The sequence below is a fragment of the Alphaproteobacteria bacterium LSUCC0684 genome (assembly GCA_041228335.1).
Lineage (GTDB): Bacteria > Pseudomonadota > Alphaproteobacteria > Puniceispirillales > UBA1172.
In genome coordinates this window covers 2,638,877-2,659,461 of record CP166130.1, presented here as the reverse complement: position 1 = coordinate 2,659,461, position 20,585 = coordinate 2,638,877, and the positions used below count along the sequence as shown (strand labels likewise).

At 56.9% G+C, this 20,585-nt stretch carries 23 protein-coding genes; 10 read left to right on the top strand and 13 right to left on the bottom strand.

Annotated elements, in window-relative coordinates:
- Window positions 1–28 precede the first annotated feature (28 nt).
- The 3 genes from AB8880_12780 to AB8880_12770 form a co-directional block, all read right to left on the bottom strand.
- Complete coding sequence (locus tag AB8880_12780; GenBank protein ID XDZ67073.1) at window positions 29–916, bottom strand: glycosyltransferase family 2 protein; 888 nt, start codon at window positions 914–916, stop codon at window positions 29–31.
- Between the two features lie 2 nt (window positions 917–918).
- Window positions 919–1,530 carry an O-antigen ligase family protein gene (locus AB8880_12775; GenBank protein ID XDZ67072.1) on the bottom strand — a complete coding sequence of 204 codons (612 nt, stop codon included), beginning with the start codon at window positions 1,528–1,530 and terminating at the stop codon, window positions 919–921.
- A 194-nt stretch (window positions 1,531–1,724) separates the two neighbouring features.
- A complete protein-coding gene (locus tag AB8880_12770; protein XDZ65775.1) occupies window positions 1,725–1,826 on the bottom strand; it encodes a hypothetical protein in 102 nt (33 codons plus the stop codon).
- 49 nt (window positions 1,827–1,875) lie between these two features.
- Here AB8880_12770 and AB8880_12765 point away from each other — a divergent pair, with 49 nt between their 5' ends.
- On the top strand, window positions 1,876–2,346 hold the full coding sequence (locus tag AB8880_12765; GenBank protein ID XDZ65774.1) for a hypothetical protein: 471 nt from the start codon (window positions 1,876–1,878) through the stop codon (window positions 2,344–2,346).
- Window positions 2,347–2,464: 118 nt separating this feature from the next.
- On the opposite strand, the gene AB8880_12760 is transcribed toward AB8880_12765, so the two are convergent.
- The 4 genes from AB8880_12760 to AB8880_12745 all read right to left on the bottom strand — a co-directional run bounded on the left by AB8880_12760 (window position 2,465) and on the right by AB8880_12745 (window position 10,579).
- A complete protein-coding gene (locus AB8880_12760; protein ID XDZ65773.1) occupies window positions 2,465–3,775 on the bottom strand; it encodes a DUF3422 family protein in 1,311 nt (436 codons plus the stop codon).
- 159 nt (window positions 3,776–3,934) lie between these two features.
- Window positions 3,935–6,064, bottom strand: coding sequence for a catalase/peroxidase HPI (gene katG / locus AB8880_12755; protein XDZ65772.1), 2,130 nt, complete (start codon window positions 6,062–6,064; stop codon window positions 3,935–3,937).
- Between the two features lie 131 nt (window positions 6,065–6,195).
- Window positions 6,196–9,357: an efflux RND transporter permease subunit gene (locus tag AB8880_12750; protein ID XDZ65771.1), complete on the bottom strand. Its 3,162-nt coding sequence runs from the start codon at window positions 9,355–9,357 to the stop codon at window positions 6,196–6,198.
- Between the two features lie 13 nt (window positions 9,358–9,370).
- A complete protein-coding gene (locus AB8880_12745; GenBank protein ID XDZ65770.1) occupies window positions 9,371–10,579 on the bottom strand; it encodes an efflux RND transporter periplasmic adaptor subunit in 1,209 nt (402 codons plus the stop codon).
- A gap of 214 nt (window positions 10,580–10,793) precedes the next feature.
- Between AB8880_12745 and AB8880_12740 the strand changes: the two genes are divergently transcribed.
- From AB8880_12740 to AB8880_12730, 3 genes are all read left to right on the top strand, one after another.
- On the top strand, window positions 10,794–11,324 hold the full coding sequence (locus tag AB8880_12740; GenBank protein ID XDZ65769.1) for a hypothetical protein: 531 nt from the start codon (window positions 10,794–10,796) through the stop codon (window positions 11,322–11,324).
- 90 nt (window positions 11,325–11,414) lie between these two features.
- On the top strand, window positions 11,415–12,155 hold the full coding sequence (locus AB8880_12735; GenBank protein XDZ65768.1) for a dienelactone hydrolase family protein: 741 nt from the start codon (window positions 11,415–11,417) through the stop codon (window positions 12,153–12,155).
- Between the two features lie 162 nt (window positions 12,156–12,317).
- Window positions 12,318–13,601 carry an NAD(P)/FAD-dependent oxidoreductase gene (locus AB8880_12730; protein XDZ65767.1) on the top strand — a complete coding sequence of 428 codons (1,284 nt, stop codon included), beginning with the start codon at window positions 12,318–12,320 and terminating at the stop codon, window positions 13,599–13,601.
- 170 nt (window positions 13,602–13,771) lie between these two features.
- Here AB8880_12730 and AB8880_12725 read toward each other — a convergent pair whose 3' ends face one another.
- Together AB8880_12725 and AB8880_12720 are read right to left on the bottom strand one after the other, a co-directional pair.
- Window positions 13,772–14,080, bottom strand: a complete 309-nt coding sequence (locus AB8880_12725; protein XDZ65766.1) for an antibiotic biosynthesis monooxygenase — start codon at window positions 14,078–14,080, stop codon at window positions 13,772–13,774.
- Window positions 14,080–14,457 carry a rhodanese-like domain-containing protein gene (locus tag AB8880_12720; protein XDZ65765.1) on the bottom strand — a complete coding sequence of 126 codons (378 nt, stop codon included), beginning with the start codon at window positions 14,455–14,457 and terminating at the stop codon, window positions 14,080–14,082. Before AB8880_12720 ends, AB8880_12725 begins: the two co-directional genes overlap by 1 nt.
- 83 nt (window positions 14,458–14,540) lie before the next feature.
- On the opposite strand from AB8880_12720, the gene AB8880_12715 reads away from it, so the two are divergent.
- Window positions 14,541–14,717: a DUF2256 domain-containing protein gene (locus tag AB8880_12715; GenBank protein XDZ65764.1), complete on the top strand. Its 177-nt coding sequence runs from the start codon at window positions 14,541–14,543 to the stop codon at window positions 14,715–14,717.
- Window positions 14,718–14,732: 15 nt separating this feature from the next.
- Here the strand turns inward: AB8880_12715 and AB8880_12710 are convergent, their stop codons facing one another.
- From AB8880_12710 to AB8880_12700, 3 genes are read right to left on the bottom strand one after another with little or no spacing between them, the layout of a single operon-like run.
- Window positions 14,733–15,725 carry an NAD(P)/FAD-dependent oxidoreductase gene (locus tag AB8880_12710; protein ID XDZ65763.1) on the bottom strand — a complete coding sequence of 331 codons (993 nt, stop codon included), beginning with the start codon at window positions 15,723–15,725 and terminating at the stop codon, window positions 14,733–14,735.
- 21 nt (window positions 15,726–15,746) lie between these two features.
- The gene (locus AB8880_12705; GenBank protein XDZ65762.1) at window positions 15,747–16,187 is read right to left on the bottom strand and encodes a hypothetical protein; all 441 of its coding nucleotides are present in this window, start codon (window positions 16,185–16,187) and stop codon (window positions 15,747–15,749) included.
- Window positions 16,180–17,004, bottom strand: coding sequence for an FAD-binding domain-containing protein (locus AB8880_12700; protein ID XDZ65761.1), 825 nt, complete (start codon window positions 17,002–17,004; stop codon window positions 16,180–16,182). The genes AB8880_12705 and AB8880_12700 overlap by 8 nt, the downstream gene beginning before the upstream one ends.
- Window positions 17,005–17,366: 362 nt before the next feature.
- On the opposite strand from AB8880_12700, the gene AB8880_12695 reads away from it, so the two are divergent.
- Window positions 17,367–17,597 (top strand): DUF1127 domain-containing protein, encoded by a 231-nt coding sequence (locus AB8880_12695; GenBank protein ID XDZ65760.1) that lies wholly within the window; start codon window positions 17,367–17,369, stop codon window positions 17,595–17,597.
- A gap of 84 nt (window positions 17,598–17,681) precedes the next feature.
- Here the strand turns inward: AB8880_12695 and AB8880_12690 are convergent, their stop codons facing one another.
- Window positions 17,682–18,146, bottom strand: a complete 465-nt coding sequence (locus AB8880_12690) for a hypothetical protein (GenBank protein XDZ65759.1) — start codon at window positions 18,144–18,146, stop codon at window positions 17,682–17,684.
- A 170-nt stretch (window positions 18,147–18,316) separates the two neighbouring features.
- On the opposite strand from AB8880_12690, the gene AB8880_12685 reads away from it, so the two are divergent.
- From AB8880_12685 to AB8880_12670, 4 genes are all read left to right on the top strand, one after another.
- Window positions 18,317–18,625, top strand: coding sequence for a YggT family protein (locus tag AB8880_12685; GenBank protein XDZ65758.1), 309 nt, complete (start codon window positions 18,317–18,319; stop codon window positions 18,623–18,625).
- Between the two features lie 108 nt (window positions 18,626–18,733).
- The gene (gene folD / locus AB8880_12680) at window positions 18,734–19,639 is read left to right on the top strand and encodes a bifunctional methylenetetrahydrofolate dehydrogenase/methenyltetrahydrofolate cyclohydrolase FolD (protein ID XDZ65757.1); all 906 of its coding nucleotides are present in this window, start codon (window positions 18,734–18,736) and stop codon (window positions 19,637–19,639) included.
- A gap of 87 nt (window positions 19,640–19,726) precedes the next feature.
- The gene (locus AB8880_12675) at window positions 19,727–19,924 is read left to right on the top strand and encodes a twin transmembrane helix small protein (protein ID XDZ65756.1); all 198 of its coding nucleotides are present in this window, start codon (window positions 19,727–19,729) and stop codon (window positions 19,922–19,924) included.
- A 52-nt stretch (window positions 19,925–19,976) separates the two neighbouring features.
- Window positions 19,977–20,552, top strand: a complete 576-nt coding sequence (locus tag AB8880_12670) for a cob(I)yrinic acid a,c-diamide adenosyltransferase (protein XDZ65755.1) — start codon at window positions 19,977–19,979, stop codon at window positions 20,550–20,552.
- The last annotated feature ends 33 nt before the right edge of the window (window positions 20,553–20,585 follow it).

Here is a 20,585-nt window from a genome sequence, read left to right as displayed (position 1 = left end):
TACCTCCGGCCATGTACTCGCGTGGCGGTTATTTATCCTGTCTTTCTGACCGGTATTCGCGGATCCTGATCTCAACAAGAAACCGGTACCAGAAGGCCTGAAGAAAACCATATCTGAAGCCGGCATATCCATCGAGAAAGCCCCCAAGCAGAACATATCGATAGAAAAAATATGCAAATGGCCTGAAAGCCGGCGGCAGGCGATAATAAAGCCCGCGCTTTCTTTTCTGCAAAGAGGGTGCGTGCCCCCGGGCCGGGGCCGTTGCTTGCGCTGGCACGCAGGCTTGCTCTTTGAGATACTGCCTCGCTTCAAGTTCGGCGTATCTGTTGTGTTTCTCGATCCAGAAACTGATCCCTTTCAGGTTATCGTCAATGATATGGATATTCGCTTTGGCCACGGGACCATCAACATGGATATGTTCGTCCACCAGACGCGCATCACAGATAGCATTGTTCTTCCTGAAAAGCCTGAGTACAGGTTTTTTATACATGCCGCCAAATCTGAGGAGCGTCCCCGTGAACACCATTGAGCGGCGGCACAGGATACCCTGAATGTCACTGTTCTCATCGAGAAGACGCGCCCGTTCCGCCTTGAAATCGACCTCGCCTGAAAGATACTCATCCGCATCAAGCCGCAGCACCCATTCAATATCATCCGGCAGTTGCGCAATGGCCCAGTTCATCTGATCTGCGTAGGATATCCATTCATGTTCCAGCACCTTCGCGCCCGAGGCTTGTGCAATGGCAACCGTCCGGTCAACGGACAGGCTGTCGATGACATAGATTACATCAACCCTGCCCTCAACTGACCGGATCGCTCTTTCGATATGCAGCTCTTCATCTCTGGTCAGGATGATGGCGGCGGTTTTCCATGGGTGGATGGAAGTTTTACCGGTGATGGTGCCGGGGACCTGCACCGCTATTTCGTCCGCGGCAGCTTCGATCCCGCCACCGCAAGTGCAACCGCGCTCCACATGAAGATGTTGTTCCACTGGCCAAAGAAATCGGCGCTGGTGGCGATGGGCCAGAAGAGCCCGAAAGGGATAACCCATGCGGTCGCAACAAATACATTGGCGCGGTTCCTGAAACTTGCCCGGAAGCACGTCCAGATGATGGACCAGAGGAATACCGTGCCCAGAACAAGACCGATGATACCTGTCTCTGCGAGGATCTGCACATAATAATTATGCGGATGGGGCTGGATCAGGGTATAGGGCACATCCTTGAGGGCTTCAGGCGCAACAGTCCTGAAATTACCAGTTCCAATACCGGCAACCGAATTATCCTGGGCGATCACCAAGCCGCCGTTTATCGCATGTATCCAGCCGCTGGTCTCAAAATCCGTCGCGCCTTGAATAAATTCATCGGTGTATCTTCTCGCCATTTCCGGCAGGGCAGAAAAAACCGCCAGCACCGCCAGCACCTCAGCAACTACAAGCCCGAGGTACCGCCCCCACTTAGGCTTCCACACAAGCCCCGCCAGCATCCCGCCGCAGGCACGGATCAGGAAATTGATCCGCTCACCCGTCATCACCGAGATCACCATCGTAAAGAGCGCGATAATGCCCGACAGTGCCGCAATGCGGCCCCTCACCGAGACCGCCAGCGCCACCATGATCGTGAAGGCCGGAAGCCCAACCTTGGCAACGTAATTCCCCGGCACCAGATCGCCGTAAGGCCAGGAGAGCCTGCCCCCCTGCTGGCCGACAATAATGATTTCCGCCGTCAGGATCCCGCACATCGCAACCAGCCCCAGCGCGGTGGAAAGAAGCATCGCATAAAGAAGCCGCTTATCCCGCGCAAGCCAGAAGGCGGTGGCCATGGCAAAGAGAGGGAAGCGGAACCAGATGAAGGCCTCCCCCATCGAATAGACAGGATGATCGGAAATCGCGCCGGCGATGATGCACCAGATCCAGAAAAGAAACCCGGCCCTGACCCAGAACGGCTTCAGCCAGTCGCCTTCGCGTTTGATAATGGAGCGCATCACGAAAGTCAGCGCCAGAAGACTGAGCCAGATATCGGCTGGTGTGCGCTCAATGAGAAGGATGAACGGCCCGAGCAGCCAGAAGATATGAAATCCCCGCTCCCAGCGGGGCAACTCGCCGAGTGCGTCCCGCGCGTCACGGATAATCGCCCTGAGCGCCGGCAGGATGCGCATCTTCTCCGCATCGGTTTCAAGATAGGTATCGAGATGGGACATCATCGGCATCTCCTCAATCAAACTCTTCTTCTTGAGGGCACAGAGACGCATCACCCGCACCCTGGTGCCGGAAAAGTCCGATCCTCCCATCGCCGAGGGAATTCCCGCCGAAAAATGAATGCGTCAACCCATCCATATTGTGGGTGAAAGTATCATCTGCGGCACCTATTCAAAAGGTCTAATGCTATTGAATTCAATCACTTTTTCGTGAATTGACAATATGCTGAACCGACTTGCAAGGCGGAAAGATTTCTGCCAGCCGCCTTCAGGTTTCGGTTGGTGCGCTGCCCTTGCCAAGAGCTGTGCTGCCCCGGCGGATGATCCAGAAAATCGCCAGCGCCACAAAGGGCGTGCTGCCAGCCTTGATCAGGTCAAGACCGATATGCCAGTTCTCCAGCGGCAGCATTTTCGCAATGATGCCAACAAGCCCCACCCCGTAATATGTCCCGGCAATGACCGAAAGTCCCTCGACGGTCTTCTGCAGCCGGAACTGGGCGGATGCGCGGCTGTTCATCGATTTCAAGAGACTCGTATTCTGATGCTGGATGATGAATTCGGTATGTGTCTGCAGAAGCCCCCCGGTGCGTTCAACACGTTTGGAAAGACTTTCAAGCCGCGTGCTGAAGGCTTCGCAGGTCTGCATCGCCGGCATCATCCGGCGGTCCAGAAACCCGTCAATTTCCTGATGCCCGTCGAGGCGGGAGGCATTGATGCTTTCAAGCCTGCTGAGAAAGATATCACGGTAAGCCTTGGTCGCCGAAAGCCTGAAAGATGTTGCCGAGGTAAGGTTCTCGATCTGTGCCGCCAGGCCGGAGAGCACCGGCAGGTGCCGTCCCACATCATCCTTTTCCGAGGAGATATGCTGGCTGATGGCATGGGTCAGTCGCTGCAGATCCTTTTCCACCTGCCCGAGTTCAGGGCTGTAATCACGGACAAGCGGCAGCCCGAGCAGCGCCAGCATCCGGTAGGTTTCAAGTTCAACGAGCCGCTGGACAATTCGCCCCATCCGGTTGCCGTCAATAGATGCGTTGAACAGCATGACGCGGGAATATCCCTCCGCATCGATATCAAAACTGAAATGCGCCTGCGCCATCCCATCCATGATCAGGCTTGAGGCCGCGCTTCGGCAGTCAAGAAGATCGGTGATTTTTCTCTGGGTCAGCCCGGCGGGCGGCTTTGCCCCCACTTCAAGCCAGATGGCATGAAACACTTCTGCCTCGATTGACTCGATCAGATCAAGGGGCAGTTCAGGATGAGCGGCAGGGTCAAATGCCCCTTTCGGCAACCCGGATCTTGATTTCTCCTTCGTGACGACAAAGCCGATGGTGACAAATTCACTATGCCGCTCAACCCTGAGGGTAAATGCGTCAAAAATCTCACGCCGGAATTTCTCGCTTTCCCGAATGGGGCTGCGGCCTTTCTCCTCAAGCCACCGGTTGACAGGTTCAAGGATTGCATCCTCCCCCCGATCGTGAAGATAGATAAAACGGAGAAATCTGCCCGAGCCCTCAAAATCATGGAAAGGTCGTGTGTGCAGCTCATCGGCAAGGGTCTGGCGCAGGGGATGCTGGTTCATGAAAACTCGATCCTGAAAAAAGACACTGGCATTTCCCTGTTCTTCACTAAAACACCCTGTCCGGCCAGCATAAAACAAAAAAGAGACGCTCGAAAGCGTCTCTTTTCCAATCGTTGGAGGAAAGGCCGGATGGCAGGCCTCTCTTTCCGGCACGCTTATCTAGGCGTCAAACCGGTCGGCGTTCATCACCTTGTTCCATGCCGCAACGAAGTCGCGGAGGAATTTATCCGCGTTGTCATTCTGGGCATAGACTTCGGCGATCGCCCGCAACTGCGAGTTCGAGCCGAAGACAAGATCAACACGGGTTGCGGTGCGAACCACCTCACCGGTCTTGCGGTCACGTGCCTCATAAAGGTTGTCGGCCTTTGGCTTCCATTCAACATTCATGTCAAGAAGGGTGGCAAACCAGGCATTCGAAAGCTTGCCGCTCTCGCCCCAGACACCATGGCCATCGGCGCTGATCCCGAGCGACCGGAGCCCGCCGACCAGCACGGTCATTTCGGCCGCGGTCAGGCCAAGCAGCTGGGCCTTGTCGAGCAGCATTTCTTCCGGGCTGACGGTGAAGGCTTTCTGCTGGTAGTTGCGGAAACCATCGGCCATCGGCTCAAGCACGGCGAAGGAATCGACATCCGTCTGCTCCGCCGAAGCATCACCGCGGCCAGCCAGGAACGGCACCTTGACATCGGCGGCGCTTTCGATCCCCACCGCACCGGCAAGGACGATCACGTCGGCAACGCTGGCGCCGTGCTCGCTGGCAATGCCTTCGAGCACACCAAGAACACGGGCAAGCTGTTCAGGTTTGTTGGCCTCCCAGTCTTTCTGCGGAGCAAGGCGGATGCGCGCGCCATTGGCGCCGCCACGCATGTCCGAGCCGCGGAAAGTCGACGCCGAAGCCCAGGCGGTTTCAACCATCTCACCGACGCTCAGCCCGCTTGCCTTGATCGCTGCCTTGACGGCATCAACATCATAAGAGGTGCTGCCAGCCGGAACAGGGTCCTGCCAGATGAGGTCTTCCGCCGGAACTTCCGGGCCGAGATAGCGGCATTTCGGCCCCATATCCCGGTGCAGAAGCTTGAACCAGGCACGGGCGAAGGCATCGGCGAATTCTTCCGGATTCTCATGGTAGCGGCGGGAGATCTTCTCGTAGTCCGGGTCCATCCGCATGGCCATGTCGGCGGTGGTCATCATCGGCGTTACCTTGACCGAAGCATCATCGACTTCAGGTGCCATGTCATCTTCGGTGATATTGACCGGATGCCAGATATGGGCCCCGGCCGGGCTCTTGGTCAATGCCCATTCGTATTTGAAAAGAAGATCGAAATAGCCGTTGTCCCACCGGGTCGGGTTCGCCGTCCAGGGGCCTTCGATCCCGCTGGTGATGGTGTCGCGTCCCTTGCCGGATGCGTAGGAACTGGTCCAGCCAAAGCCCATCTCTTCGATTGCGGCACCTTCGGGTTCAGGGCCGACATGGGCCGGATCGCCGGCACCGTGGGCCTTGCCGAAAGTATGCCCGCCAGCCACGAGAGCAACGGTTTCTTCATCATTCATCGCCATCCGGCCGAATGTCTCGCGGATGTCCTGCGCGCTCAGCAGCGGGTCCGGGTTGGCGTTCGGGCCTTCCGGGTTGACATAGATCAGCCCCATCTGCACGGCAGCAAGCGGATTTTCGAGCGACTGGCGCGTGCTTTCATAGCGCTTGTCGCCAAGCCAGTCGGTTTCCACACCCCAATAGATATCCTCTTCCGGATGCCAGATATCGGCGCGGCCGCCCCCGAAGCCAAAGGTCTTGCCGCCCATGGATTCGATGGCGACATTCCCCGCCAGGATCAGCAGATCGGCCCAGGAAATGCTGTTGCCGTATTTCTGCTTGATCGGCCAGAGCAGGCGCCGGGCCTTATCAAGATTGCCGTTATCCGGCCAGGAATTGAGCGGCGCGAAACGCTGCGCCCCGGTCCCGCCACCGCCACGGCCATCGCCGGTCCGGTAGGTCCCGGCAGCATGCCAGGTCATGCGGATGAAGAACGGTCCGTAATGGCCGTAATCCGCCGGCCACCAGTCCTGCGAATCGGTCATCAGATCATGGAGGTCCTTTTTCAGGGCCTTGAAGTCCAGTTTCTTGAAAGCCTCGGCATAGTCAAAGCCTTCATCCAGGGGGTTGGACTTTCTGTCATGCTGGCGAAGGATGTTGAGATTGAGCTGGTTGGGCCACCAGTCCTGGTTGGATGTGCCGGTCTGTTTGTTGCTGGTGAGCGCACCATGCATAACAGGGCATTTTGAAAGTTCGTTCATATCGGCCTCCATGATGGAAGAGAGTTCTTCGGTGAAAGGAATGTGCTTAGTTTACACTCATTCTAAAGTAAATAAAATTGATATATTCCTTTTTTGTGTAAAAAAATCTTCCTGCGCGGGTGATTTCATGCTCAGGACCGGCCGCTTTCGACGGTCATGGAGACAAACTTTCGAAACGCGGAAAGCATGGGCGGGATAAAGATCAGGGTGGCGAAGGTGGAAAGCAGCAGCCCGCCAAAAACAACCACGCCGATCCCGCGGTAGAGCTCGGATCCCGCACCCGGGAAAATCACCAGAGGCAACAGCCCGAAAAGCGAGGTTGTCGTCGACATGAAGATCGGCCGGATCCGGTTTGACGTTGCCTCGACAATCGCCGCATCAATACTCATCCCGTCCTCTCGCATATGCAGCACCGTCTGTTCGATCATCAGGATCGAGTTGTTGACCACCACCCCGGTGAGGATGACGAAACCCAGCATCGTCAGCATATCAAGCGGCTGCCGGATAAAAAGGTTAAGCAGGGCAAGCCCGGCCAGCCCGCCGGCCGCCGCCACCGGCACGACCATCAGGATAATCAGGGGCAGGGCAAAACTGCGCAGCAAAACCGCCATCAGAAGATAGATCACCACCAGTGCCGTTGCCACATTGGCCTGCATTGCCGCCCAGGTGTTTTTCAGCTCGCTTGCCGCGCCGGAGACATCGATACTGAGGTCATCGCTGAACGAAGCGGCAAGCGGGGTCAGCACCTCATTCTGGATGGTCTGGATGCTGTCTTCGAGAGTCAGGCTTTCTTCGGGACGAAGGATGATGGTCATCACCATCCGGCTGCCGAGCCGCCGGATCTCCTGCGGCGCATTGACAAAACTGATCTCCGCGAGACTGGAAAGACGGAGGATCTCACCTTCGCGGGTGACGATGGGGAGTTCGGCAAGCTGCTCGAACGTCATGGTATCGACGCTGCTTCCCGTCACATCCAGATCCATCAGCACCCCGTCATACGTCACCTGGCCGATGACAATCCCGTCGTTGAAGACATCAACCGCATTGGCGAAATCCGCAATACTCAATCCCGCCTGCGAGATTGCCAGAACGTCCGGCGATATACGGATCTGGGTGGAATTGTTATCAAGGCCCGGCCGGATCCGGATCTGGTTGCCGGACTTGCCGGGAAATTTTTTCCTCAGTTCCGCATTGATGCGTTCAACAGCAGGCAGGATCGTATCAAATCCATTGCCCATCACGTCGATCTCGATCGATCGGGAACCGCCGACAGAACGGCCGAAAAGAGATGACTGCTGCACAAAGACCGAAACCCCCGGAATGCCGCGCAACGGTTCCGTCAGCACCTTGCGCAGCTCAAGGATTCGTGCGGGATCTTCGGTGGAGGCCCCGGCAAAAGCCCCGCCGCCATAGGCGACAAAGAAAAACCGGTCAATCTTGGGCGGTCCGTCCGCGGCAACATCATCCTGCCAGAGCGGGCGGGCATGATCTTCCATTTTCTGTGCAATCTTGCGTGTTTCGGTAATGGAATATCCCGGCGGCGTGGAAATCCGGCCAAAAACAAAATTGGCGTTACCATCCGGCAGGTAATCGAGTTGCGGCATCAGGGCCACCGCCGCAAAGGATACCCCGGTCAGGAGACCAAGGCAGAGCAGAAGGCCACTGCGGCTCGATGCCGTGACTTTCCTCGCATAGAAAATCACCATCGCCCGGAACACCCGGGCGATATCATCAATGATCGGCAACCGCCATGACGGGCTGGTGGAATATTCCCGCCGGTTCAGCAGAACAGCCGCAATCGACGGGATGATCGTCACCGAGATCAGCACCGAAATCAGTACCGAGATCGAAATGGCAATGCCAATGTCACGGAAAAGCTGGCCCACGGGAATTTTAAGGATCACCACGGGCAGAAACACGATCACGGTGGTCAGGGCCGATCCAAGGATAGGTGCCCAGACCTGGCGGGCACCGTTATACGCCGCTGTCCTTGCCTCAATCCCGCCCTGCCGCAGCCGGTAAATATTCTCAAGGCTGACAATCGATGCATCAACCACCATGCCGACCGCGAAGGCAAGCCCGGCAAGCGAGATCACGTTGATCGACAAGCCAAGCCCGGAAATGGCGACAAACGTGCCGATCACCGATATCGGGATGGCAAGAAATATAACCACCGTCGGCATTACCGACCGCAGAAACAAGAGCAGGATCACAAGGGCCAGAAAGCCGCCGAAAAAGATATTCTGCTGCACAAGCGAAATGGCCGAGGAAATATAGACCGTCTCATCATAGACAAGTTTCAGGCGCATGCCCCGGTCTTCCAGCACATCCCTGTTGATCTCGCCGATAACCTCTTTCAGCAACTCCATGGTCTTGACCACGTTTGTGCCCTGCTCGCGGATGATATTGATGATCACCGCATCATCGCCGTTGAGCCGCCGGAAACTGGTACGCTTCTCGCCCACGATATCGATACGGGCAATATCCGAAAGCCGCACCGGTTCTGTTGCGCCATCGCTCTGAAGGCCGGTGCGGATGATGACTTCACGGGCAATTTCGGGGGTGAAACTCTCCGTTTCCACCCGGATCGCGTAGCTGCGCTTGCCGACTTCGATATCCCCGACCGATCGCTGGGCCGTGGCCAGCCTCAGGGCGTTGAGCACCGCCGCCATATCAAGGCGATAGATTTCAAGTTTGGCCAGATCAACGGTGATGCGCATGACTTTGTCGCCACCGCCGAATGTGCTGACCTCGGCAATCCCCGGCACCCGGACCAGCGGCTCGATGACGCTGGTCTGGAGAAATCGGCCAAGGTTTTCAAGATCGACTTTGGCGGCCTCACCCTGTTCGTTCCCGGGCGCGGTAAGGGCAACCCTCGCGATCGGGCTGTCATCCGAATTCGAGGTCCGCACGGTGGGCTGCTTTGCTTCACCGGGAAGATCGCTGATGCTTGAAAGCTCCGAAAGCAGGGTGGTCAGCGCCTTGTCCATATCCTGCGTAACAGCATAGGTCAGCGACAACCTGGCCTGACCGGCAAAGGAACGTGCCTCCGCCTTTTCCACCCCGTTGAGCGATGAAAGATCACGTTCAAGACGGGTGATGATTTCCCGATCCACATCCTGGGGCGAAGCCCCGGGCCAGGCGACACGCACCTGCAGGATGGGCTTTTCGATATCAGGGCTCATCTGGATCGGCACATTGAACAGCGCCACCAGCCCGAACAGCAGAATGAAGATCATCAGGGCGATGACCGCCGTCAGGTTATGGATCGAAAACTGGATCAGTCGCTGCATGATGGATCAGGTTTCACTTGCCGTTCACGATCTTGATCTTGGCGCCATTGCGAAGGTTCTCGTTGCCCTTGACGATGACCGCCTCACCTTCGGCAAGCCCGCCGCTGATTTCAACCCGGGCACCGGTTGCCGTACCAAGCTGCACAATCCTTCGGCTGGCCACACCTTCTTGTGCCACGAATACAATCGCCTGACCCTGATCGGAGATGATCGCATCCACCGGCACCGTGATGGCGGGGCGCGGTGATCCCTTCGGGATATCCAGCTGAAGCCGGGCACCATCCGCCATCATGGCCGAAGTCAGGGGGGAGGTGATGTCAAAACGGACCGGGCGTGTTGCCGTTTTCTGGTTTTCTTCCGGCAGTTCAACCCGGAAACGGGTGGTGACCGGCTGGCCTTCGGCGTCCATGCCGGCAATATTCTCACGCCCCCTGAGATACGCGAGAACCCCGACAGGAATATCCGCTTCGATTTCGTAATCATCGCCGCTCAGGATCCGGGCCAGCACGTCGCCTTCCCGCATGAACCGCTGGCGGGATGCCGGCACTTCGATCAGCTGGCCTGCCACCGGGGCGCGGATTTCTGTTTCCTTGAGATCTGCGCTGATTTCATCCTTCTCAACCTCGGTCTGCCGACGCTTGATCTGCTCGAGGCTGAGATCTGTTTCCAGTTTCATGATCCGGCCCGTGCTTTCGGCATATTGCCTTTGGGCCGTGAGGAGCTGGATTTCAACCGCCTCGAACTGATCTCTCTTGATCACCTGATTGCTCATGAGCTGGCTGAGCCGTTCCGCCCGCCCCATCAGCAGCGTCACCTGTTTTTCGAGCAGATCGCGCACCCTGCTTTCCTGCCTGATCTGATCATTTAACTGGGCGATCCGCTGGCTGATCATATCGAGGTTGAGACGATAAAGCTCCAGTTTGAGACGAAGATCACGATCATCCTGCGTTGCGATCAGCTCACCTTTCTTGACGAACTTCCCGATCTTGAGATCCGCCATGGTCATCACGGCATCCACTGATGCCAGCACCGCGGCAGGAGGATGGGTGACAATCCGCGCATAGATGCGGCTGGTCGGCGCGATATGTTCCATGGCCGCGACATCAACCTCGACAAGGGTATCACGCTGGGTCTGTGCTGCGGCCGGCAGGATCAGGCCAAGCCCCATGAGCAGGGCAAGCGCCAGCATGCGGTGGCGGAAATGCTGAACTATCATTGTCATCAAGAAAACAGCCAGAAAAACGATTCCCATCGGGGCATCCGTTATTAATCAACTTAATCTATTGCCTATATAAGTTGAGACAAGTCAATTTGAATTGTCACCCGACAATTTTTTTTCGCATCCCGTGATCACCCGGTGACATATCCTAAACGTATTTCAGCCATAAGCTGGTCGCATTGGACCTCCATAACAACGAGGATAGAAGGAGGGTCTGATGATATATCTGATGAAAATAACTTGGGGAATGCTGGCCGTGCTTCTCGGCTGGCTGGCTCTGGTCGCCATTGCCGACAGGGCCAATGCCTCCCCGATCTGCCCCAGTCTTGAAGACGCCAGCGCCGATATCAATTTCAGCGCCGAATATCTGGGCAGCAATTACTGGGCGATCACCAACAAAACCGGCAATGTTTTCTATGTCTGGGAAAACCGGACTTTCTGCCTCTTCACCATGGAAGCATCGATTGGCAAAAGCCGTGACGGCGCCGTGAAATTTATCAATCAATGGAATCAGGAAAGTTTACTGCTTAAAGCATCGGATGATGGCGAGATGATCTTTGCCGCCGGCTACACGGTTCTGCCCAATGCGGAGAAATCGCTTCTGGCCGTCAACCTTCTCCTATTCGATGCCCAGGTGAAGCGATTTGCGAAAGCCTTTTTTGAAAAATTTGCCGAATCCCGGCAACCCTTGACAAAGGACGGAAGCAATATTTCCCGGCCCCCGGCGATATCGGGGCTGCTTCTTTGAAACCGGTCTTAAAGACAGATTTTCTCCACGGATTGCCTTTGCGGCAAAACAGGATATTTCTATCTCGTAAACATTCCCCGGAGAACACCCATGAAGAACTTGCTCATCCTTGGTTTCATCTGCCTTTTCTCGGCCGCCGCATTTGCAGGGGAACCCAAGTCCTATAAAATCGGCGATGAAACCTTTGAAGGATATCACGCCGCCCCCTCGACACCATCCAGAGGCCTTGTGCTGGTCATCCATGACTGGGACGGCCTGACCGATTACGAAATTCGCCGCGCGGACATGCTGGCGGCCATGGGATATGAGGCATTTGCCGTTGATCTCTACGGTGCCGGGAACCGGCCCGTGGAAACCGCCGCCAAGAAAGCGGAGGCGGGCAGACTCTATCAGGACCGGGCCCGCATGAGGCAGCTCATCCTCGGCGGTCTTGACGCCGCCCGTGGCGAGACCGGCAGAAAAGCCGTCATCATGGGCTATTGTTTCGGCGGCGCGGCGGTGCTGGAACTTGCCCGGTCCATGGAGGCCGAAAACATTGCCGGCTTCGCGACCTTCCATGGCGGGCTCAAGACACCTCAAGGGCAGTCATACAGCCCCGATACCCCGCCTCTGCTGATCGCCCATGGCGGCGCGGATACATCCATCCCCATGGCAGATGTCGCGGCACTTGCCGAAGAGCTGGAAGCCGCCGGCCTGACCTATGAGATCGGGGTCTATTCCGGCGCGCCCCACGCCTTCACGGTGTTTGGCTCGCCCCGGTATCAGGAAGTGGCTGACCGAAAATCATGGCAGGCTTTCACCGATTTCCTGAACACCCATCTGGTGAATTGAGGCCATTCGCCCCACGCGATATCGACACCCGCGCCGCCACCATCGCGGTGCGGGTTATCTCTTGCCTGCACCATTAAGTTTCTGGCATGATTTTCCATCCGGGACGGAACGGACTCAGTTGAATAGCGCGCAAGAAAGATCAGGTTTTTGAACACCCACCCCATGCCCGAAACCGAAAATGCTGGCTGTTACTGGTGGCAGGACGCGCCGCCAGGATCAGCGCCGGAGACGCCATGGCAATCCCGTGCCGAAATTGCCGTGATCGGGGCAGGTTTTGCCGGGCTTTCCGCGGCGCTTACCCTGGCGCGGGCAGGCAGGCATGTCGTTCTTTTTGAAAAAGGGTTGATCGGGGAGGGCGCCTCAACCCGCAATGGCGGCATCACCAGCGGCAATATCCGGTATTCCTTTGATGAGCTCAAGCGCAGGTTTGGCCCGGAGAAAGCCCAGGCCTTCGAGGATGAAGCCGTCGCCGCGCGCGCTGATCTCAATCGTTTTGTTGCCGAAGAAGGGCTTGATTGCGCCTATCAGCTCTCGGGGCGTGTTGTCGGGTTGAGCGGCAGTTTTTCCCCTGATTCCATCCGCAAGGATCGTGACCGGTTTGAAGAGCGCCATGGTATCGCGGCACGCTACCTCAAGCCCGATGATCTCGGTGAGCATATATCAACCCACCAGTACAAGGGCGGCATCCTGCGCCCGGATATCGGCGGCATCCATCCCGCGAAACTGCTCCATGAAATGGCCAGAATTGCCCTTGAGGCCGGGGTCAGGATCTTCACCGGGACGGCCATCAAGAGCATCCGGCGCCAGCACACCACCTTCACCCTTGCCACCGACAAGGGAGAGGTTGAGGCTGAGCATGTGATCTCAGCCACCAACGCCTATACCGACAAGGCACAGCCCTGGCTCAGGCGCCGGCTTGTGCCGGTGATCTCGGAGATGATTGCAACCGAACACCTCGGCGCCAATCAGGTCCGGGCACTGATGCCGAAACTGAACATGTTTGGTGAGAACAAGGCGCTCGGGCATTATTACCGACCTTCACCCGATGGCAGCCGCATCCTGCTTGGCGGGCGGCGCATGCACCGGGCAGATGATCAGGCCCAGGCCAGGCTTCATCAGGGGCTGGCCGCGATCTTCCCGGAACTGGCTGATGCCGCGATTGAACATTACTGGTCCGGTTTTGTCGCCTTTCCCTTTGATCAACTCCCGAAACTTGCCGTTCATGATGGCATTATCTATCCAACGGGTTTCTGCGGGTCCGGCACGGTCTGGGCAAGATGGCTCGGCCAGAAATCCGCCTTCATGATTCTCGGTCAGGATGCCGAAACTGCTTTCAGCACCTTGCCGATGCGAACACTTCCCTTCTACAGCGGCAATCCCTGGTTTCTGCCGCTGGCGATGGAGTATTACCGGCTCCGTGACCGGCTTGCGGCGCACGGGCATTGATCCAGGGGCAGCAACGCCGGCAGGGCCGTTGATCTGGGGTGGAAAACTTTTCCCTTTCAACATGATGCGTGTTTTTTCACGCCCCTCATATTGACTTTGGGGGAAAGCATCACATATCCCGGGTATAACCTCCCCTACCTCGGAGTGGCCTTAAGGCCACTCCGTTTTTTTTAATCCTTGAGGGTATAGTCCCGAATGACTTCCGCAACCCGGATCCGGTAGTCCTTGAACAGTGTTGTCTTGCCCTCGTTCTGGGCCTTCTGGTGGGTGAGATTGGCTTTCCAGTCACGGATAGCCGCCTCGCTTTCCCAGGTGGAAATGCTGACGAAACGCCCTTTTTCCTGCACATGCTCAAATCGCTGAACAGAGATGAAACCGGGCTGTTTTTCTATTTCCGATCTCAGGTCTCCGGCAAGTTCGAAATACCGGTCCGTAGCAGCTCCTTCATGCGGCGTGAATTCAAAGATAACGACATGCATCAGGCATCATCCATCGCGCCGCCGGCCTCTTTCCACTCGCCGATACCGCCGATATTCGTCACCTTGCTGTAGCCCATATCGACAAGTGTCTTGCCGGCGAGCGCCGCCTGGCCACCAGCCGCACAGACAAGATAGATTTCCCTGTCACGGCTCAGCGCTTCCTGGTGAAAGGGGGTTGTGTCATCGGCGGCGAATTCGATGAACCCGCGGGGGATACGCAGCGCTCCCCTGATCGTTCCTGTCTTGGCGATATCCTGGCTGTCCCGGACATCGATAAAGACAGATTCATCCTTGCCGTAATGGCCCATCGCCTCCTCGCCGGAGATGCGGGGCACGACCGCATTGGCTTCGGCAAGAAAATCCTTTGCTGATTTCATGGTCTTGATCCGTTCGTGATTAAGGTTAGGTCTATCATCATAGGATGCCTCCCCGGCCGGTCAACAGCAAGAGCTTGTCTCCCATGGCAAAAATGCGCAAAAAGGCGGATCTGCCCCGTAAAACCTGCCTTGCCTGTGGGCTGGATTTCACCTGGCGACGGAAATGGGCGCGCGACTGGGAACATATCCGCTTCTGCTCCGAACGCTGCAGGAAAACCGGCTCGAGATATCATCCGGCGCCAGAGAAAATCACCGACTGATACCCCTTGATCTCATCAGTCCAGCATCTCTTTCATCCTTGCGCCGAGAGCGGCGGCACTGTCATAGGCGGATTCAACCCGCCCCCGGATGCACCAGTCCCCGATGGCCCCAAGACCAAGATCTTCATCCAGAAGAAATGCAGCACCAAGCGGTGTGTCGACGCTGGCATAGCGCCAGCGGTGAAACCGCTTGCAGGCGGCATCCTTGACCCGGATATCAACCCTTTCCTTTAGCCATTCCGCCATGATCGCAGCCGCTTCCTCCGGTGCCTCCAGCATGTCTTCCGCCCAGGCGTTTCTGGCCTGAACCGTGAGCGAACCCATAGGCTCGCCACCAGGTTTGGTCCCGTTCTCGGCCATAAATCCAACCGGCTGGTCTTCAACAAAGCAGGCACCAAAATCCAGCGGCAGCGGCGTTTCAAACCCCAGCATCAGGCTGAAACATCCCAGCATCCGGACTTGCTCAAGCGCGGATCTGCCTTGAAATTCCTCTGGCAGGAGGCCGCTTGCCTGCCGTGCCGGGATGGCCGTTATCACCCATTCCGCCTCCCCTTGCACCATCCCTTCTGCATCAAGCAACTGCCACAAGCCGCCTTTTTTTCTGATACGGCTTATGGTGATTTCATGCCGGCAGTCCAGCCTTGATGCCATGGCCTTGACAAGACCGGTCATCCCCGGGCAGGCCACCCACGGCGTTGACGTCATCGCGCGATCTGAAAGATTTCCATCCGCATCCATCCTGACAAATCTTGTCTGCCAAGGCCGGACCGTGCCATCACGGAAATACGGCTCAAGGAATTTGCGAAAACCTTCTCCCTTCACCGTGAAATACTGCGCCCCATGATCGAAGGTGAAGACGTCGTGACGTCGGGTGGACATACGCCCGCCGAGGCCCCGTGATTTCTCGAAGATCCGGACCCGGGCCAGCCCTTCAAGGCTCCGGGCCAATGTAACCCCGGCTAGACCGGCACCGATGATGGCGCATCTTGGCATGGTGGAACTGGTCATCTTGCACCTCGAAATCACTGATCAGTCAAAAAGGTCTGGCATACCGCCGCCAAATTGCATGGCAGATTTGCGGGCCTTGTTCCAGTAGCGGAAAAACCGCCGCAGATCCGGCGGGGAATTGAACCGGACGAAATCCTCCTCACGAACAAGTTTCACCGGCATGATCTGCCGCAGTGCCTCGATCCGCCGGAGCAGCTCCCGGCTCGGGGTATCAGCGGTGATGATCCGGCCATTCTCTGTGGCGAGTTCCGTCAGGATGGTGACCGTATCCCCTTTGACGATATCCACCGGCAACTCGCCTAACGCCTCATAGACAAAGACAAGACGCGCAAATCCATAATGCATGGCCTTGAAATAGGCCTCATCCCAGATAAAGACCGAGCGGCAATCCTCATCCCCATTGGTGAAAACCGGGTGATCGGCCCGCAAAGCCTCATCATGTATCCACCTGATATCAGGCATCTTCCGCCTCCCCGATATGCGGGAAGAGCCGCGCCGTCAACTCATCATAACTGGCGTCAAGCGGCCTGTTCTGATCCTCGCTTGTATTGATCTGGTTGCCGGCGTATCTGCGCATGTTCTCAAGGTTGAAAATATAGGGCTTGCGGGAAAAGGTGCTGGCGATCCATTGCCAGGAGAGATTGTTCGAGGCCATATCCGCATCCAGGAGATATTCCAGCATGAACCGGGCGCCAGCCTGCCATTTGATCCGCCGCCAATGCACGATATAGGCGGCCAGATACATGCGCGCATGGTTGTGGATATAGCCCGTGGTTTTCAACAGCGTGATGATATCATCAATCGCCGCAACCCCGCTCCGTCCCTCCCGGATATCGTCATCGAGATGATCGGCATAATCGGCAGGGGTATAGCCGGTTTTATAGGCTTCGACATCATGCCAGATCCAGTCAGGATGCGCCTGCTGGACGCGGCGCCAGTAATCCCGCCAGGCGAGTTCCTGAATGAACTTTTCCGCCTCATCCGGCTTGCCGACCCGGTCAAGCGCGAGGTTGCGCACCTGGTTGAGCGATATCATGCCATGCCGGATAAAACAGGAAAGACGGCTGACCTTGCCATCAAAAAAATTTCGGCTGCGGCCATATCCTGCCGGATCAAGCGCATCAAGCCGCGCCTTCAGCACCATCTGATGTCCTGCAATCGGGCTTGTTTGCGTCCGGGTGATGCCAGGCGTAATCGCCGCGACATGATCAGCCAGTGCCTCGCGGGAATGAAATTCCTTCGGTTCGATACGAATGGGCGGTTCAATACGGATGGGCATGATTTCCTCTGTTCATCTTGCACCCGGGGTCGCATCCTTGATCTAAGGGGATTGATTCGCATGTCCAGAGGGAAGCGTCCAAAGCCTGATGCCCGGCCACAAGATATTGCGTAACACAAGAGCGAAAGCGAGGCTCACGCTGCTGTGGCGGGGTGACGCAGGCATGAGGCCGCCGCGCAATCCTGTTGCGCAGAGCAGGTCACAAACGTACTAAAAATTCCAAAAACCTCTTTAAAACATCGCTTTCTTGCTCGCCTCCCCAACCCCTTTCCTGCACCCGTATTTTCGATCTTTTTCACCGTGAAAAACGGGCGTATAGGGGCCATATACATTCTCATCAACATTGAATTCAGGAGCCAAAAATGGCCAAGAACATCCTCAACCGTTCGCTGGTTGCGTCCAACGACAATGCCAGCAAGATCAAGCCCATGAGCTTTGCTGTGAACATCTATCACTGGATCAAGATCAGCGGCATCGTGAGCTCGCTTGAACAGCTCGATGATCGTACCCTTGAAGACATTGGCGTCAACCGTGTCGACATCCGGCGCTTTGCCCGTGACTTTGTCAAGAACGAAGGCAAGACCGCCGCTTGATCAAGGGGTGCCTGTCTGGTGATGAACATCACCGGACATATCAATCGCTCTGGCTTTTCCTCCCCCTTTTGCCAGGCGATACGATCAACTGCCCTGACCCGCAAGGGTCGGGGCAGTAACTGCCGAGGTCATCCAGCAGTTGTCAAAAGGGGCTTGCCGGGCTTTCTTGACCACCCAGATAAACGATAGCACCCGGCCTTTTTCATCTTCCATCAGCACGTCGAACTGCGCCCGGTCTTCGGTCTTGTATTTGAGCGTGATCGTATGGCTGCGGTGATTGATCAGATCCCTGTAGTTGGCGCCTTTGATCATGGAGGCAAATCTGGGGAGCGGGCCGGTCACCACCCTGTTTGCGGGATGCGCAAAAGCCCAGGTCTGCCGGATACCGTGATCCGGCTCGGGGGTGTCGTTCTCCTTGAGGGCAAGAAGCTGGATCGCCACCACCTGATCCGGCGTGATGGACGGGTCCGGCGTGATGAGGTCTTGAGCCGCCCTGACCTCCATGGTCAGCATCAAGACGGCGATGAAAATCAAGATGAAACGCGGCATCGAAAGCCCCCTTCTCCTTTTGAACAAAAAGCACTTCTTTAAATTGCGCGGATCTGCCAAAGGTCAAGCCGCCGGCCTCATTCAATCCGGCAATCCGGCCTTGATTTGGGCCTATACATCACGCCGGGGCGAGTTTATGATCAGGCCTCTTTTAATCGATGGCGTGACAGATGATTATCAACCTTCTCAATCTGGTCAATCTGCTGGTCAGTCTCTATGTCTGGACGATGCTGGCATATGTACTTTCAAGCTGGCTGATCGCCTTCCGCATCATCAATCCCTATCAGCCTTTCGTTCGCATGATCATGCAGGCCCTGTCGGCGTTGCATGACCCGATCCTTGAGCCGATCCGCCGCTGGCAGTATCGGCTTATTCCAAATCTGGGCGGGCTTGATCTCTCGCCTGTTGTTGCGCTGATCGTGGTCGAGTTTCTGATCGCCCCGCTGATCCGGTCGGCCCTTATCTCTCTCCTGACCTGAGCGGGGATGGGCCTTCAGGATGTCGCATCGAACGCAATAAGCGGCGATCAAGAAAAGACCGGCGGCCGATCTTTGAGGACTATGCTTTAAACCTTGATGGAGTTGAAGATGAGTAGCGCTAAAATCATTGACGGCAAGGCTTTCGCCGAAAAACTGACCGGACGCATCGCTGAAGCGGTGGCCGATTTCACGTCCGCCGGTCATCCCCGGCCCGGATTGGCCGTGGTGCTGGTTGGCGAGGATCCGGCCAGTCAGGTTTATGTGCGCAACAAGATCAGAACAACCGAAGCCTCCGGCATGCGCTCGATCGAACACCGCCTCGATGCCTCCACCAGCCAGGAAGAACTGCTTGAACTTATCCATTCCCTCAATCAGGACGACGAGATTGACGGTATCCTTGTCCAGTTGCCTTTGCCCCGCCAGATCAATGCCGATGCCGTGATCAACGCGATTGATCCCGACAAGGATGTCGATGGCTTCCACGTCATCAATGTCGGCCGCCTTTCGGTGGGGCTTCCTTCGCATGTTCCCTGCACGCCCTATGGCTGCCTGATGCTCCTCAGGGATCATTTCGGCGGCGAGCTCAGCGGCAGGTCTGCGGTGGTTGTTGGCCGCTCGAATATCGTCGGCAAACCCATGGCCCAGTTGCTGCTGGCGGAAAGCTGCACGGTGACGATAGCCCATTCCCGGACAAAGAATCTGCCCGATATCTGCCGCGCGGCCGATATCGTGGTGGCGGCGGTAGGCCGACCGGAAATGATCACCGGTGACTGGATCGGCGACGGCGCGGTGGTCATCGATGTGGGCATCAACCGGGTTCCCGCCCCGGAACGTGGCGAGGGCAAGCATCGCCTAACCGGTGATGTCGAGTTTGGGACGGCCACGGCAAAGGCCGGCGCCATCACCCCGGTGCCCGGCGGCGTCGGCCCGATGACCATCGCCTGTCTTCTGCGCAACACGATGGTCTCGGCGGCACGGCGGCGCGGCGTTGAAGTTCCGGCGTCAATAGGCTAAGAAGACAGCACGATGCGACAATTTACGCCGCTTCATGTGAACATAGACGGCCTATGATAACAAGTCATACAAGAAGAGGACATGCCAATGGCCTGGCAGTACATTCTCCTGATCATCGCGATGCTCTCCGTTCTTGGGGTGCTGTTCTGGGGCATAGGCACCATGGCACGCGGCGGGGAATACAACGTGCGCTGGTCCAACACGATCATGCGCTGGCGTGTCGTGCTTCAGGCGATCGCGCTGGTGATTTTCGTGGTGCTCCTGCTGCTTGGAACAGGCGACTGAAGCCCAGTGGAAACCAGCCAGCAGATATCCAGTCAAGAGGTATTCAGGAATTATGGTCAAACTGAATAAAATCTACACCCGCACTGGTGATGATGGGGAAACGAGTCTGGTCAACGGGCATCGTGTCTCCAAGCATTCGCTTCGGCCATCGGCCTTCGGTGCGGTGGATGAGGTCAATTCCATCCTTGGAATATGCCGGCTTCACACCGGCGCGCTTGAAGACCGGCGCTTTGACGACATGCTGGCGCGGATCCAGAACGATCTCTTTGATCTCGGGGCGGATCTCGCCACCCCGATCACCGACACCCCCGGCAAGCACGACCTCCGCATCAGCGAGAGCCAGGTCAAGCGGCTGGAAAGCGAGATCGACGCCATGAACGCCGAACTCGAGCCACTCAATTCCTTTGTTCTGCCAGGGGGCAGCCCGGCGGCGGCCCATATCCATCTGGCCCGGGCGCAGACGCGCCGGGCCGAGCGTGAAATGACACTGCTGGCAACACAGGAAGCGGTGGGGGAACCTGCCATGCAGTTTATCAACCGTTTGTCAGATCATCTTTTTGTTCTCGCCCGGTATATCAACAAGCAGGATGGAAGCGATGTCCTGTGGAAACCGGGCCTGAACGCCTGAGGCAATGAATTTTACAGCGAAAGGAGTAACCGC